Annotated in this window: 23 protein-coding genes; 4 read left to right on the forward strand and 19 right to left on the reverse strand. The window is 61.9% G+C overall.

Annotated features, from left to right (window positions below; translation table 11 throughout):
- Nucleotides 1–16 precede the first annotated feature (16 nt).
- The 19 genes from WS57_RS38390 to WS57_RS25640 form a co-directional block, all read right to left on the reverse strand.
- Entirely contained in the window at nt 17–214 is a 198-nt protein-coding gene (locus WS57_RS38390; RefSeq protein ID WP_081337667.1) for a Lar family restriction alleviation protein, read from the reverse strand.
- Entirely contained in the window at nt 211–498 is a 288-nt protein-coding gene (locus WS57_RS37270; RefSeq protein ID WP_155774340.1) for a hypothetical protein, read from the reverse strand. The genes WS57_RS38390 and WS57_RS37270 overlap by 4 nt, the downstream gene beginning before the upstream one ends.
- Entirely contained in the window at nt 491–787 is a 297-nt protein-coding gene (locus tag WS57_RS25570) for a hypothetical protein (RefSeq protein ID WP_069245001.1), read from the reverse strand. Before WS57_RS25570 ends, WS57_RS37270 begins: the two co-directional genes overlap by 8 nt.
- Nucleotides 780–1028: a hypothetical protein gene (locus tag WS57_RS25575; RefSeq protein WP_069245002.1), complete on the reverse strand. Its 249-nt coding sequence runs from the start codon at nt 1026–1028 to the stop codon at nt 780–782. Before WS57_RS25575 ends, WS57_RS25570 begins: the two co-directional genes overlap by 8 nt.
- A complete protein-coding gene (locus WS57_RS25580) occupies nt 1025–1309 on the reverse strand; it encodes a hypothetical protein (RefSeq protein ID WP_069245003.1) in 285 nt (94 codons plus the stop codon). Before WS57_RS25580 ends, WS57_RS25575 begins: the two co-directional genes overlap by 4 nt.
- A complete protein-coding gene (locus tag WS57_RS38115; protein WP_236871921.1) occupies nt 1302–2816 on the reverse strand; it encodes a hypothetical protein in 1515 nt (504 codons plus the stop codon). The genes WS57_RS25580 and WS57_RS38115 overlap by 8 nt, the downstream gene beginning before the upstream one ends.
- A 12-nt stretch (nt 2817–2828) precedes the next feature.
- Nucleotides 2829–4160 (reverse strand): DNA cytosine methyltransferase, encoded by a 1332-nt coding sequence (locus WS57_RS25590; protein ID WP_069245483.1) that lies wholly within the window; start codon nt 4158–4160, stop codon nt 2829–2831.
- A gap of 180 nt (nt 4161–4340) precedes the next feature.
- The gene (locus WS57_RS25595) at nt 4341–4556 is read right to left on the reverse strand and encodes a hypothetical protein (protein ID WP_069245005.1); all 216 of its coding nucleotides are present in this window, start codon (nt 4554–4556) and stop codon (nt 4341–4343) included.
- A gap of 26 nt (nt 4557–4582) precedes the next feature.
- Nucleotides 4583–5644, reverse strand: a complete 1062-nt coding sequence (recT, locus tag WS57_RS25600; RefSeq protein ID WP_069245006.1) for a recombination protein RecT — start codon at nt 5642–5644, stop codon at nt 4583–4585.
- Between the two features lie 2 nt (nt 5645–5646).
- Nucleotides 5647–6462 (reverse strand): PD-(D/E)XK nuclease-like domain-containing protein, encoded by an 816-nt coding sequence (locus tag WS57_RS25605; RefSeq protein WP_069245007.1) that lies wholly within the window; start codon nt 6460–6462, stop codon nt 5647–5649.
- Complete coding sequence (locus WS57_RS37715) at nt 6462–6599, reverse strand: hypothetical protein (protein WP_167361744.1); 138 nt, start codon at nt 6597–6599, stop codon at nt 6462–6464. Before WS57_RS37715 ends, WS57_RS25605 begins: the two co-directional genes overlap by 1 nt.
- Nucleotides 6596–6802 carry a hypothetical protein gene (locus WS57_RS37280; RefSeq protein WP_155774341.1) on the reverse strand — a complete coding sequence of 69 codons (207 nt, stop codon included), beginning with the start codon at nt 6800–6802 and terminating at the stop codon, nt 6596–6598. The genes WS57_RS37715 and WS57_RS37280 overlap by 4 nt, the downstream gene beginning before the upstream one ends.
- Entirely contained in the window at nt 6802–7116 is a 315-nt protein-coding gene (locus WS57_RS25610; RefSeq protein ID WP_069245008.1) for a hypothetical protein, read from the reverse strand. Before WS57_RS25610 ends, WS57_RS37280 begins: the two co-directional genes overlap by 1 nt.
- The gene (locus tag WS57_RS25615) at nt 7113–7454 is read right to left on the reverse strand and encodes a hypothetical protein (protein WP_069245009.1); all 342 of its coding nucleotides are present in this window, start codon (nt 7452–7454) and stop codon (nt 7113–7115) included. The genes WS57_RS25610 and WS57_RS25615 overlap by 4 nt, the downstream gene beginning before the upstream one ends.
- A gap of 53 nt (nt 7455–7507) precedes the next feature.
- Nucleotides 7508–7816, reverse strand: coding sequence for a hypothetical protein (locus WS57_RS25620; protein WP_069245010.1), 309 nt, complete (start codon nt 7814–7816; stop codon nt 7508–7510).
- A 132-nt stretch (nt 7817–7948) separates the two neighbouring features.
- Nucleotides 7949–8284, reverse strand: a complete 336-nt coding sequence (locus tag WS57_RS25625) for a hypothetical protein (RefSeq protein ID WP_069245011.1) — start codon at nt 8282–8284, stop codon at nt 7949–7951.
- A gap of 122 nt (nt 8285–8406) precedes the next feature.
- A complete protein-coding gene (locus WS57_RS25630) occupies nt 8407–8688 on the reverse strand; it encodes a hypothetical protein (protein WP_069245012.1) in 282 nt (93 codons plus the stop codon).
- On the reverse strand, nt 8685–9086 hold the full coding sequence (locus tag WS57_RS25635) for a hypothetical protein (protein WP_236871922.1): 402 nt from the start codon (nt 9084–9086) through the stop codon (nt 8685–8687). The genes WS57_RS25630 and WS57_RS25635 overlap by 4 nt, the downstream gene beginning before the upstream one ends.
- A 23-nt stretch (nt 9087–9109) precedes the next feature.
- Nucleotides 9110–9778, reverse strand: a complete 669-nt coding sequence (locus WS57_RS25640; RefSeq protein WP_236871923.1) for a LexA family protein — start codon at nt 9776–9778, stop codon at nt 9110–9112.
- Nucleotides 9779–9871: 93 nt separating this feature from the next.
- Between WS57_RS25640 and WS57_RS25645 the strand changes: the two genes are divergently transcribed.
- From WS57_RS25645 to WS57_RS25660, 4 genes are read left to right on the forward strand one after another with little or no spacing between them, the layout of a single operon-like run.
- The gene (locus WS57_RS25645; RefSeq protein WP_069245014.1) at nt 9872–10078 is read left to right on the forward strand and encodes a Cro/CI family transcriptional regulator; all 207 of its coding nucleotides are present in this window, start codon (nt 9872–9874) and stop codon (nt 10076–10078) included.
- A complete protein-coding gene (locus WS57_RS25650) occupies nt 10075–10311 on the forward strand; it encodes a hypothetical protein (RefSeq protein ID WP_069245015.1) in 237 nt (78 codons plus the stop codon). Before WS57_RS25645 ends, WS57_RS25650 begins: the two co-directional genes overlap by 4 nt.
- Nucleotides 10308–10523 carry a hypothetical protein gene (locus WS57_RS25655; protein ID WP_069245016.1) on the forward strand — a complete coding sequence of 72 codons (216 nt, stop codon included), beginning with the start codon at nt 10308–10310 and terminating at the stop codon, nt 10521–10523. Before WS57_RS25650 ends, WS57_RS25655 begins: the two co-directional genes overlap by 4 nt.
- 39 nt (nt 10524–10562) lie before the next feature.
- Entirely contained in the window at nt 10563–11411 is an 849-nt protein-coding gene (locus WS57_RS25660) for a conserved phage C-terminal domain-containing protein (RefSeq protein WP_069245017.1), read from the forward strand.
- The last annotated feature ends 5 nt before the right edge of the window (nt 11412–11416 follow it).

Genomic DNA, 11416 nt, shown 5'->3' on the forward strand with positions numbered 1-11416 from the left:
CATCTGCATTGGTCGCTCAAGATGCCTCCTTCTCACTAGCAGGGGCGCGGCGGTTCCACTTCGCAATCGCCGATTCGATGGATGTGTATCCCGCCGCAGTCGGTAAGATGCAACCCGGCGTCTGACAAGCGACGTACCACCATTCGTCAGGGTCAATCTCTTTGGCCACATAAGGCGGTTTCCCGCAGAAAGGGCACGGCAAGACGTCGCTCATGATCCTTCTCCCTGTCGTTGCGCGAGGGCGTCAGTCATAGCTCCATCAATATCGGCGTCGATGTTTTCGCAGCGGTCGGTTGGACCGGTGACTGACCACCACGCGTCCAGATGTTTGTTGTCACGCAACCAGCGATACCGCTCCGCATCTTTCTCCGCAGCTTCGAGGCGGTCGCAAAGGTCGGTCAAGAAGTTCGCGGCTTGATACGGTTTGGTCCATGATCCGAACGATGCCCGCAGGTCATTCGCGATTGCGCGTGCAGTCTTCACGTCTATCTCAGCCATTGCCTTCCTCCCTCGGTGCGGTGGTCGGAGTGGTCTTCAGGGAGCGCAGTAGTGCAGCAGCGCTATCCCATTTCCGGTCCAGATATGACGCGCATTCCTCGATGATGGCGTCCCTGTCGGGAGTGGTGCGGCGGCCGGCGTCCCGTTCGAGCGCCTCGATATATCGAACGACTGCGCCGATCTCCTGCCCTTCCATGATCACGGCGCCCATGCCAGTGCGCGCCTTGAAAATCGACACGTGTTCTTCGTCGCGGCGTCTCAGGATCTTCGAATCTTCGCGCTCATCCATGGTGCTTCTCCGTAAGCCCCCGCCACGCAGACAATTTGTCCGACACACATTCCCAGAGCGCGAACGGCCCGAGTGTGCCTTTGTAGACGTACCAGTCGAAATGATTGGTATCGTCCAGCTTCCGCCAAAACACGCGTATACGTAGGCGCGTTCTGCGTTCTCGGCCCTCGTATTCACCGCCTCGGACCGGCTTCACACCCATCGGAAACCACTCCGTCAGCATGTCATCGGTGATCTTCATGATTGGCTCCGGTTGAGGGCGTAGACGATGCGCGTTTCGTAAAACTGAGGTTGAGACGCGCAGGCCGAATGTGTGGCTTCGTGCACATCGTCCCATTGCGCCGCCTCGTCCGAAAGCTGGCGCGTCTGATAGATCGGCTCCCCGCACAGCTTCTCCAGAATGGCGGATTCGAGGGCGGCGGAGAAAGCCTCCGCCCAGAGCGGCAGCAGATCGTATGGATTGACGAAGTGCTTGGAGTACAGCGCTTTGACTTCCTCGCGCGACAGAATCAGCTCACTCATGGGAGTCTCCTTGGGCGCGGGCGGCGTCGATGGCGAACTGGAGCGCGGGCCGCATGTTGTGCACACCCAGGCTCTCGAAGTACGTGCCGACCTCGCGCACGATCTCGGGCGTCACCGGCTCGCGGCCGAACTCCATCGCGGACAGCTTCGCGGGCGACATGCGCATGTGCTTCGCCATGTCGTACAGCAGCGAGCCAGTGACGATCCGGAGCGCCCTGCAGAGCATGCCGTATGGCGTGAGCGGATTCGTGAGGCTCGGCTGTTCCTCCGTCACCTCGGCGCGCGGCTTCGGCTGTCCAATCGAACGCAGTGCGTCGTTCACGAGATCGACGAGGCTGTTGGAATCGACGTAATCGAACGAGGTCATGTCGAACTGGTGCTTCGCGGCCAAAGCCTCGACTTGCTGATACGTCAGCCCGACCCGAGCGTCTGCCTGCGCGGGCTGATGTACCGTCGCGATCGCGCACTCCCATGCTCGACGCGAATCGCGCTCGTTCTGCCAGATGGCCGTCAGAATTTCCGGTGTCGGCTCGATCGGCACGAGCGCATAGCCGGCCGGGATCGCTGCCCCTTCCGCCCCCGTCTCGTTGGCTGCCGAGTCGCAGAACGCTACCGGCCGAACTTTCCATCCAGTCGCCAGTTGATCGTGTTTGCCATCGAAATCGACGCTGAAGCGCGAGATATGACCGGTCGGAGAAATCCACGCCCAGCCGATAGGTGCCCCCGTCTCGTTGGCAGATGCGGCGCGTTCTTCGAGTTCCGAGCGCAACGCTTCTTCGACCAGTTCATTCACATGCTCGTCATGCAGCGACATGACGACGCTGGGCCACGTGTTTTCCTTCGACACCTTCCCACCGGTGACGTGCATATAGACGCGCGGCACCCACGACAGGAGCATCGAGAAGTCGGACAACTCTCGCTTCACCTGTTCCAGATTGATCGAGCCGTCAGCGTTGGTGCAAATCTCCCGCCAAAACTGCTGCCATTGCTGCTCGGGATCGGTCGCGTGGCGCTTCTCAGGCACGTCAGGCGCCGCCCGCTCGTCCGCCGGCGAGGATGCGTTGCTGAGCGAGGCGATCGCCTCGTCGATCAGCTTCGGCACTTCGTGCGCGGGATCGGGGCAGTCGGAATCCGGCATGCGGATGTATCCGAGTTCGACGCCGTTCGCGATAAACTGCTTCGCGGCTCGAAGCGTATGCAGTACGCCGCTCGGCAAGGGTGTGGGGCGTGCCAAGTGATCGATCGCGCTACGAATCTGGCCGAATATCGCGAACAGGCCGTCCGGATCGACGAAGACCTCCTCTGGGACCGCCGATTCGATGCCGAGCTTACGGCAGATCGATTTGAGCCGCATGACGGCATGTCGGTTGACGCGGACGATCGGCGCTGCTGCGGGCTGCAACGATTCGGCCTCGCGCTTGCACGCGCCGTTGCCACACCCTCGTGAGCATTGGATGTCGGCGATTGCGCATACGCGGACGGATGCGGGGGTTTCGTTGGTCGTCATGGTGTTTGATCCTCAGGTGGTGAGCGATTCGACGAACTCAATGCGCTTGCCGATCCAGTGCATCACCGGCACGGCCATGCTGTTGCCGAGCGCCTTGTAGCGCGGGCCATCGGCGGCAGGCTTGCCGCGCACGTTGATGAGGGTGTAGTGGTCGGGGAAGCCTTGCAGGCGCTCGCATTCGCGAGGGGTGAGGCGACGAACCGCGCTCCCGGTAGAGATCGTTCCCGGATCACCGTTACGTCGCGTAATCGGCTGCGCGAGATCTTCGGAATTGATTGGGTCGCTGCCGAGGCAGATCGAATGAACGATCATCGGGGCGCCTTGTCCTGGTTTGCCACCGCCGGTTGAAATTGCGCCGACGCGCCGACCGTCGCCACCCTTGAGTCGGAGTTCGGCGCGACTGTTCTCGGCGAAGGCAATCGCGCCAACCCCGATGCCTCCACGTCCACCATTCGGTGTGAGAATCGCGTTCGCAGTCCCGTCCTGCCGATATTCGAGTGCATGCCCGTCATCGCGACCGCGAATCGCGAGCGTGTATGGCTGGCATGGGACGAGCGGAGTGCCCCGACCGGCTCCATCCTCGCTTGCGTCGAAACCCTCGCCGCGCAACTCGTGAGCAACGAGCAACGTCTCCGTCTCCGCATCAATTCTCTGATTGCTCGTCGTCAGGGCGCGAGCGATTTCGGGAATCAAGCCGCCATCGCAATCGAAGTCGGTTCCTAGTCCGCCACCGCCTTTAGTGCGCGCGCTAAGGGTTGGGGCAATTCCTTGCCTCGTTTCGCGGCTCGGCGCAGGATGCCCGAGCAGGCTTTCGCGCTCAAAAAGTACCGCTGCGGCACGTCGCCAGTCTCCAAGATGTCCGACAACGAACACACGGCGGCGTCGCTGGGCCACTCCGAAGAACTGAGCGTCAAGAACGCGGTATGCGAACCCATACCCGAGTTCTGCCAGGCCGCCGAGGAAGGTTCCAAAATCCCGTCCATCGTTTGACGACAGGACACCGGGGACGTTTTCCCAAACCAGCCAGCGGGGAGCGTAGCGCTGAGCAATGGCAAGATAGGTGAGCATGAGGTTGCCACGCGGATCAGCCAGTCCCTTTCGAAGTCCGGCGACGCTGAAGCTTTGGCAGGGAGTTCCTCCGACGAGAAGATCGATAGCTGCATCGGGCCAATCCTTGAATTTGGTCATGTCGCCGAGGTTCGGGACGGTCGGGTAGTGGTGCGTGAGAACGGCGCTCGGAAACGGCTCGATCTCGCTCACGAATGCGGTTTGCCATCCGAGCGGATGCCAGGCACAGCTGGCTGCTTCGATACCGCTACAGACGGAGCCGAATCGGAAAGTCATCGTCATCCTCTAAATCAGTAGATCAAGCCTCAATGGCGGGTGCTCGGCTAGCATGTGGCAGCTGTTTGCATGAAAGCGCCGGGAGTCGAGTCGGTGCAGTGACGGAGCCCACCCGTCACATCGAGCACCCACCGTTGAGGCCGGTGGTTGCCGCGCGACGGATGCCGCGCGGCTGGTGGTTCACTGCGCATCCGGCTTCGCACTGAAGCGGTCGCACGTGTTGCTCTTTCCGGTCTTGAAGTCGCCGAGAGAACAGCGCAGGAATGACTCTTTCGTCCATGTCCAAGTGAGGTATTTCTCCTCGGTCTTCTGGCTGGTGAAGTGTGCGCAGTCCGCGCACATGTTCGGCTTCTTGCGCCAGCCTTGTTTCTCCTTGGCTTCGGATTGCTTGCTCATGGTTGCTCCGGGTGATGAGGGAAGGGTTACGCGCCGAGCAGCACTTCGCGGCGATCCTGATACGCCTGCTCGAGCTTCACGTACTCGGCTTGCGGCAGCTCGCGCGCGCTGTCTAGCACGAGGTCGAGGTCATCGGTGTTGTCGGCCTTCTGGACCTTCGCGAGCAGTTCGTCATAGGACGGCAGCGCCATGTCGCGTTGCTGCTGTCGCTGATCGGTCAGGCCGGCCGGCGGATCGATCTCGCCGTCGTCGTCCGGCTCGTCGTCGGTCGGCGTGATGTAGTCGCCGTCGAGAACGGTATCGAGCGCCTGCGAGCGGCCAGAGGCGCCGACATCATCGATCGCGGCCGCGCTCGCGAGCTCGATGCTCACCGGCAGGTACTTGAACAGGCGGCGCAGCACGGTTTTGCGACCCATTTCTTCGTAGTGCTGGCCCCAGACCGATTCGGCTTGCTTCTTCTTGCGGACGGCGCCCTTATAGTTCTCGCTCGCGTCGCGGATCTCGTTGACCTGCTCAGCGCTCATGACCTCGAACGCATGGCCGCCGCCAACCAGCTTCGCGACCGCGTAGAAGGCAATCACGTCACCGCGGCGCGTCATGGCAGGGCGATGCTCAAGCTTTTCGTCGAGGCCATACGCGTATTCGAAGTGATCGTGCTCATGCACTGCGTGCGCAGCGATGCTCACGACCTGGCCAGAGCGGCGCGCGAGATCGATCAGGCCTTTGTAGCCGATCACGATCTGGACTTCGGTCTTGTCCGTTACCCAATCGTTACCGACCTTCTTTCGCTTATCGAACGGGATCAGGTAGGCATGGCCGAGCGGCGTGTTCGGTTCGAGGCCGAGCTGCGAGCACTGCACGACGGCGCCCATCAGCGACTCTACCGTGCACTCCATCAGCTTCGGCGTCGTGCGCAGCGCGCCGAGCGCGATCTTGAGCATGCGATCGGGGCTGACGTGCTTCGGCAGCACCGCGGCGAGCGTCGCCTTTTGCGATTCGAAAAACTGCTTCACGCTGCCGATACCGGCCTCGCGTGCGACCATCTTCGAGGTCGACTTGAGTTGGGCCAGGTTGGTTGTCGTTGCCATCGTCATGCCTCGTCCGTAGTGAAAGCCCATTGGGGCAGCGTGATCAGGGTGATTTCCTTCGAGTAGCCGGGCCATTCGCAGGCGTCCTCGCAGCGCGCGAAGGTCGCGAGATTGCGTGCATAGTCCGAGCGACCTTGTTCGCGAGACATGTCGTCGAGCATCATTGCGTGCGCGGCGAACGGCCATTCCGTCTCGACGGCAACGAACACGAACGCACGCACTTCCTTGCCGCTCGCGGCCTCGTAGCCGTCGCTGTAGAACGCGTCCTGCACGTGGTAGCGCTTGCGCGCAGCCTGCCGCCGAAACTCGTCCGGTCCAGCGCTGCTGAACGTCTTCAGGTCGACGAGCAGCACATTCGATTCGGTCAGGTCATGCACCCAGTCCGGCCGGCATCGGCATGCTACGCCCGTCGCCGGATCGGTCCAGAATGCCGACACCTCGGCGCGGCCGCGCGACAGCGCCTCGCGAATCTCCGGCAGCGCACGCACAGCGTCCGACTGGCGCCAGGCGGTGTCGTACTGGTCCTGCTGGATCGCGATGCGGCCTGCGTTCTCGTCGACGAACTCTTTCCATGCCTTCGTGTTGCGGTTCAGCGTCGGGCCGAGCGCATAGCGCTTGCCGAACTCGTCCGGCTCGAGGATCGCGCAGTGCGCGAGTTGGCCCTCGAGCTGGCCGCTGCGCGTGGTCGGTGCTGGCCGCGCCGGATCACGATGCAGCGCCCAGAAGTGCGCGGGCGACACGTTGATCGTGTCGAGCTGCGACTTGCTGACTGCGGCGTGCCGGTGGTATTCGTCGATGTCCAGATGTTCGATCAGCATCACGCACCCCACACGCCGCGCGCGGCCGAGACTTCGAAAAGCTGCGGCAGCACGAGCCAGACGATCAGGAACAAGATCACGCCGAGCACCGCCCAAAGCGACACGAGTTCGAACACGTTTCGGATCAGGCGCTTCACAGGGCACCTCCTGCGCGGATCGCAACGGCGACGTACCAGAGCACGCCGACGCACACGAACAGGCCGAACGCAGCAGCGATCGTGATCGAGCGGTGCACACGCGCGCACGAACGCAGCAGGTCGTTGTCGCCCGCCGGGCGCGATACAACCGATCGGCTGTAACCGCGCGATACAAGCGTTGGGCTGTTGAGAGGGGCGCGCATCATGCCTCCCGTGCCCGCGCCTTGAGCGCTTTCTCGGCCTCGACGAGCGCATCAACGGTGTCGACGTCGTGAAAGGCGCAGTCGCGGATCAGCTTCATGTATCCGGCGCGCACGTCGATCCGTTCACGCGGCTTGCAGTCGCGCACCGACAGAATCAGGCGCGTGCCGTCCGTATAGGCGATCGAGAACGTGCGTTCGGCCCATGCGCGCAGCTTCTTCTCTGCGCCGTCGTGAACCGAGCGATGCACGACGCGATCTTGGCTCGACCGATAGCCGGCCCAGGTGCCTTCGATGACGTAGCGGGGCGCTTTCATGCCGCACCTCCTGCGATCGTCACGTGCCGCACCGGCTCCGGCGCAGCCTTACGGCCGGCCTTGATGAGGGCGGCGTCGATGGTCAGGCGCAGGCCGGACGGGATCATGACCGTGCCCGCGTCGGCTTCGGAGGCGAGCATTTCGAGAGCCATGAGCGCGTCTGCCTCGACGTCCGGCGCGAAGATAGCTTTCGCCTCTTGCACCAACTTCAGTGCGCGTTCTTTCATCCAGTACGCGTCGTGCTCATAGCTCGGATCGCCGCGATACCAGCAATCGACAGCCGAAATTTCTGTTTCGAGCCAGTCGAGCGCGGACGGCTGTTCATTGATCTCGCTCATGGTCTATCCTCGGTGTGGTGTGGTGTGATTGCCCGCAGGGCGGGCGCGGTTGGTCAAACCTGCTTTAGTACCGTAACGCTGCTGCGCTCCGGATCGGAGCGACACATGCGCAAGTACGCTTCGCCCAACTCGCGCGCCTGTCGCGCGGTCTTGAATCGCGCGGCCTCTGCGGGTACGTGCGTGCCGCCGTAGTCGCGTATGTCGTCGCCTTCGCCGCGCAGAAAGTAGCCGCTGTTTTTGTTTTGAAAGAAAACGATGAATGCAGGCTTCTTCGGTTCTGCGGTAGTCGGCTCGGAACCGATCAGCGGGTCGCCCGCAATGGCTGTCACGCGGCCGTAATCGATGGATCGATAGCGCTTCATGGTCGTTCTCCTGTAGCGGGAGGGGTTCAGTGCGAGCGACCGCGGCGCTTAATCGCCTCGACCGCGAAAATCACGAGCGTCAGCACGAGCACCGCGAGGACGCCAACGACGAAAAATTGGATGGAGTGCATGTCATGCCTCGTCGAAGAGGCGCACACGGGCCGGCACGCGACCACCGCCCGAGTATTCGGCGATGCGCTTCGCCGCCGCGGCGAACGCGTCCTCGAACATGCTCATCAGCATCCATTGGAAGTGGGCGCGGTCTGAGGTGTCGCGGTAGGCGTCGACGAGCTTCCGCTGCTCGGATTCGTTGAGGCCGGCGAATGCCTCGAGCACGTCGTCGAGCGTCACGGCAGCCGCCGCACGTTCGAGCCGCACGTCGGCCGCGTCCTGCGCGTCGTTGAACTGCTGCAGCTGGCGATCGGTCCGGAAGTCGGCTGCGCGTTCGGTGGTGGCGGGGTGGAGCATGGTGGCCTCGGTGTCGGAGGTGATGTTGAGGCCAGTTTAGAAAACTATCCTGATGCAGTCAAGTGTTCTAAACCATGAGGTCGAAAAAAATCCCGCCGGGCGGGATGAGCATTTGTGCGAGATCAGTAGAGGTGCCTTATTTCCTGGATGAGAATCGGCTGCCCGTTCATGAATAGTGCGCTCGAGTCGAAATCGCAGAAGCTGTCCTTGCCGATAGCGAACTGGCCGCCGGGTAAGAGTGGAGTAAGAGAGCGCATCATCGTATGTCCAGCCGCGCCCCCATAGATGAGGAGGGTTCCGCTATCGATGACTTGCACATGCGTGGCGGTGGACTGGCTAACGACACACTCGGCAGATGCCGTATTCGCAATCAGCATCGCGAAGGCGCAGATAGCGAATTTCATCGTGAAATTTGCAGATCGTACAGCTGTTGATCGTCAGTCAGGCACGTTCCGGTGCCCGCTTGGCTCCATCCGCTAAACGAAAAGACGCAGCGGAGGTTGTGCCCATCGGCCGACTGCGCAAGTACGTTCCCATTGCCCGTGGCACTGATGCCGACAGCATTTCCGGTGGCAACTTGACCGCCAGAAAACGCCGTCCCGAGGGTGAATGCGCCGCCTTGGACGTAGGCGAATTTCCCGTGGTAGGTTCGCTCGTCGATCGTGATCGAAACGGTCTTGTCGATCTGTTTCGCGGTGCCGTGAGCCATCTTCCCCGGCCCGCGCGGCATCAGCGCGAGGTCGTAAGTCGCGCACCCTGCAAGCGCCAAGGCAAACGCCGCGGCACCGATGATTTTTCGCATTTCGTTTCCCCGAAGTGGTCTGGTTATCTTTTTCGGTACCGCCGGTGCTCGACCATCACTCCAATGATTCGCACCTGCTCATGCTCGCTGCTGATGGTTGGATAGTCCGGATTCAGCGGGATCAATTCGAACGCATCTCGCCCATCCGCACCGACGCCGCGCGCACGGTATTTCTTGAAGGTTGCTTCTTCTCGGCCATTCTTCGCGACAACAAAATCGCCCGGGCGTGGCTGGATCGCCGGATCGATGATGACGCGATCACCCGGATTGAAATCCGGGGCCATCGACAGTCCTTCGATCTCGAGCGCGAAGGCGTAGTCGGATAGATCGAGGTCGGTGAGCAAATACTCGAACGCCCCGCCTGGCGGGAACGGGTCGACTGCTTCCGTCATGCGTCCTGCTTGGACGCTGCTGATGAGCGGAACGCGACGAGATCCAACTTGCGCCGGCGCGACATTCGCGTATCCGGGCGTCCCCAGCTTCTTTTCGCCTTCCCCCATGACGAGCCAGACCGGGTTGTAGCCGTATCGCTTCTGGATACCGACTGCGTATTCGAGCTTGATCGACTTGATCTTTCCGTCGAGCCATTGGCTCACAGTGCCTTTCGTCACGCCGGCCGCATCCGCGAGCTCGACCTGTTCGGCCTGAGTCTCGGAAAGCACCGCGCGGATTCGATCTTCTAGCGTGTTCATGGGATAGAAATCTAAACGAAGCATGGTTTAGAACACTTTCCAAATTCAGTTTAGGGTTCTATACTCACGGCAAGACCTATTGGAGCCGAAGGTATGAACCTCACGAAACAGCAAGCCACGGACATCTTTGGCAGTGGCGCTGCACTTGCCCGAGCGCTCGGCATTACCAAGGGCGCCGTCTCGCAATGGCCCGATCAGCTCGACCAACAACGCACGGCGATGGTGATCGGTGCCGCTGTCCAGCATGGAAAGCCCATTCCGGACGGCTTCGCCAATCAACACGCCCAGGTGGCCGCATGAAGACCGCGAAGGCGACCCGGGCCGAATACCGGAACGAGGTCAAGACGCGTCTGCGCGATGCGGCGTACGAGGCGTTGCAGACCTGGAAGGCGCTGCACGGCATCGACAGCGATTCCGCTGCGCTGGCGCGGCTGACCGAGCTGATGCTGTTCGGCGCAGTAGGGACTTTGCCCGCGCAGCTGGTCGGCGTCAGTGCCGCCGCGGGACAGATCGGCCCGCAGGTGCGCGCATGAGTGAAGACCGCGTAGAGCAGCCGGTGCTGCTGCCGCTGGCTGCAGCGGCGGACCTTGCGACGCAGGCTGCGAAGCAGGGCGTGTCGACCCCCGATTACCTCGGCTACCACGTGCTGAAAAGCGCGTACGGCGTGATGCACCCCGCCGTGATCGAGTTCGAGCGGCGGCCCAAACTGGGACAATCGGGGACGGAAGGCGAGGAACAGCCGTGAACGAACTCCTGAATCCTCTCACCGACGCGGAGGTGCGCCATGCGTGATTACTCGCGCGTCTCCCCGAAATTTTGGATCGGCGAAACCGGCAAGAAGCTGAAGAAGGCCGGCGCCGAGGCGGTCGTCGTCGGCCTCTACCTGATGACGTCGCCGCATTCGAACATGCTCGGCTTGTTCTACCAGCCCGAATTGCTCATCGCGCATGAAACCGGATTGGGCATCGAAGGGGCATCGAAGGGGCTTCAAAGGTGTATCGACGCCGGATTTTGCGCGTACGACCGAGAGTCGGAGATGGTCTGGGTGTTCGAAATGGCCCGCTTCCAGATCGCAGAGAAGCTGTCGGAGAGCGACAAGCGCTCAATCGGCGTGCAGAACGAATACAACCAACTCCCCGAAAACCCTTTCCTGTCGGGCTTCTACGACCGATACGCGAAGGCGTTCAACCTGACAAAAAAGCGCGAATCGAAGGCGTTTGAACTTAGCCCCTCAGAAGCCCCTTCGGAGCCCCATCGAAGCCAAGAGCAGGAACAGGAGCAGGAACAGGAGGATATGTCGGGCACGCCGAGCGCTGCGAAGGACGTGCTCGGCTACCTGAACGCGAAAGCGAATCGAAATTTCCAGCCGGTTCCTGCGAACACGAAGCTGATCGCAGCTCGCATTCGTGAAGGTGCGACCGTTGAGCAGCTGAAGGCCGTCGTTGACGCGAAGGTTCGAGACTGGGCGCATGACCCGAAGATGTGCGAGTACCTGCGTCCCGCAACGCTGTTCAATGCCGAGAAGTTCGGGCAGTACGCGGGCGCATTGGGGGCGCTGAAGCCCAACGGTTCAACCGATTCCGAGCTGGTGCGCAACGCGCGCGGGCAGCTCGTCGACAACCCCTTCGCGTGATCGCC

Origin of the sequence: Burkholderia pseudomultivorans (assembly GCF_001718415.1) — a bacterium.
In the GTDB taxonomy this organism is placed as follows: domain Bacteria; phylum Pseudomonadota; class Gammaproteobacteria; order Burkholderiales; family Burkholderiaceae; genus Burkholderia; species Burkholderia pseudomultivorans_A.

Coding starts and splice junctions, on each gene's coding strand:
- WS57_RS25655 (WP_069245016.1), top strand. CDS start 10,308: ATGAGTGAAGACCGCGTAGAGCAGCCGGTGCTGCTGCCGCTGGCTGCA.
- WS57_RS25580 (WP_069245003.1), bottom strand. CDS start 1,309: ATGAGTGAGCTGATTCTGTCGCGCGAGGAAGTCAAAGCGCTGTACTCC.
- WS57_RS37270 (WP_155774340.1), bottom strand. CDS start 498: ATGGCTGAGATAGACGTGAAGACTGCACGCGCAATCGCGAATGACCTG.
- WS57_RS25630 (WP_069245012.1), bottom strand. CDS start 8,688: ATGAAATTCGCTATCTGCGCCTTCGCGATGCTGATTGCGAATACGGCA.
- WS57_RS25640 (WP_236871923.1), bottom strand. CDS start 9,778: ATGAACACGCTAGAAGATCGAATCCGCGCGGTGCTTTCCGAGACTCAG.
- WS57_RS25595 (WP_069245005.1), bottom strand. CDS start 4,556: ATGAGCAAGCAATCCGAAGCCAAGGAGAAACAAGGCTGGCGCAAGAAG.
- WS57_RS25650 (WP_069245015.1), top strand. CDS start 10,075: ATGAAGACCGCGAAGGCGACCCGGGCCGAATACCGGAACGAGGTCAAG.
- WS57_RS38390 (WP_081337667.1), bottom strand. CDS start 214: ATGAGCGACGTCTTGCCGTGCCCTTTCTGCGGGAAACCGCCTTATGTG.
- recT (WP_069245006.1), bottom strand. CDS start 5,644: ATGGCAACGACAACCAACCTGGCCCAACTCAAGTCGACCTCGAAGATG.
- WS57_RS25635 (WP_236871922.1), bottom strand. CDS start 9,086: ATGCGAAAAATCATCGGTGCCGCGGCGTTTGCCTTGGCGCTTGCAGGG.
- WS57_RS25575 (WP_069245002.1), bottom strand. CDS start 1,028: ATGAAGATCACCGATGACATGCTGACGGAGTGGTTTCCGATGGGTGTG.
- WS57_RS25660 (WP_069245017.1), top strand. CDS start 10,563: ATGCGTGATTACTCGCGCGTCTCCCCGAAATTTTGGATCGGCGAAACC.
- WS57_RS38115 (WP_236871921.1), bottom strand. CDS start 2,816: ATGACGACCAACGAAACCCCCGCATCCGTCCGCGTATGCGCAATCGCC.
- WS57_RS25570 (WP_069245001.1), bottom strand. CDS start 787: ATGGATGAGCGCGAAGATTCGAAGATCCTGAGACGCCGCGACGAAGAA.
- WS57_RS25645 (WP_069245014.1), top strand. CDS start 9,872: ATGAACCTCACGAAACAGCAAGCCACGGACATCTTTGGCAGTGGCGCT.
- WS57_RS25605 (WP_069245007.1), bottom strand. CDS start 6,462: ATGCTGATCGAACATCTGGACATCGACGAATACCACCGGCACGCCGCA.
- WS57_RS25610 (WP_069245008.1), bottom strand. CDS start 7,116: ATGAAAGCGCCCCGCTACGTCATCGAAGGCACCTGGGCCGGCTATCGG.
- WS57_RS37280 (WP_155774341.1), bottom strand. CDS start 6,802: ATGCGCGCCCCTCTCAACAGCCCAACGCTTGTATCGCGCGGTTACAGC.
- WS57_RS25625 (WP_069245011.1), bottom strand. CDS start 8,284: ATGCTCCACCCCGCCACCACCGAACGCGCAGCCGACTTCCGGACCGAT.
- WS57_RS25620 (WP_069245010.1), bottom strand. CDS start 7,816: ATGAAGCGCTATCGATCCATCGATTACGGCCGCGTGACAGCCATTGCG.
- WS57_RS25615 (WP_069245009.1), bottom strand. CDS start 7,454: ATGAGCGAGATCAATGAACAGCCGTCCGCGCTCGACTGGCTCGAAACA.
- WS57_RS25590 (WP_069245483.1), bottom strand. CDS start 4,160: ATGACTTTCCGATTCGGCTCCGTCTGTAGCGGTATCGAAGCAGCCAGC.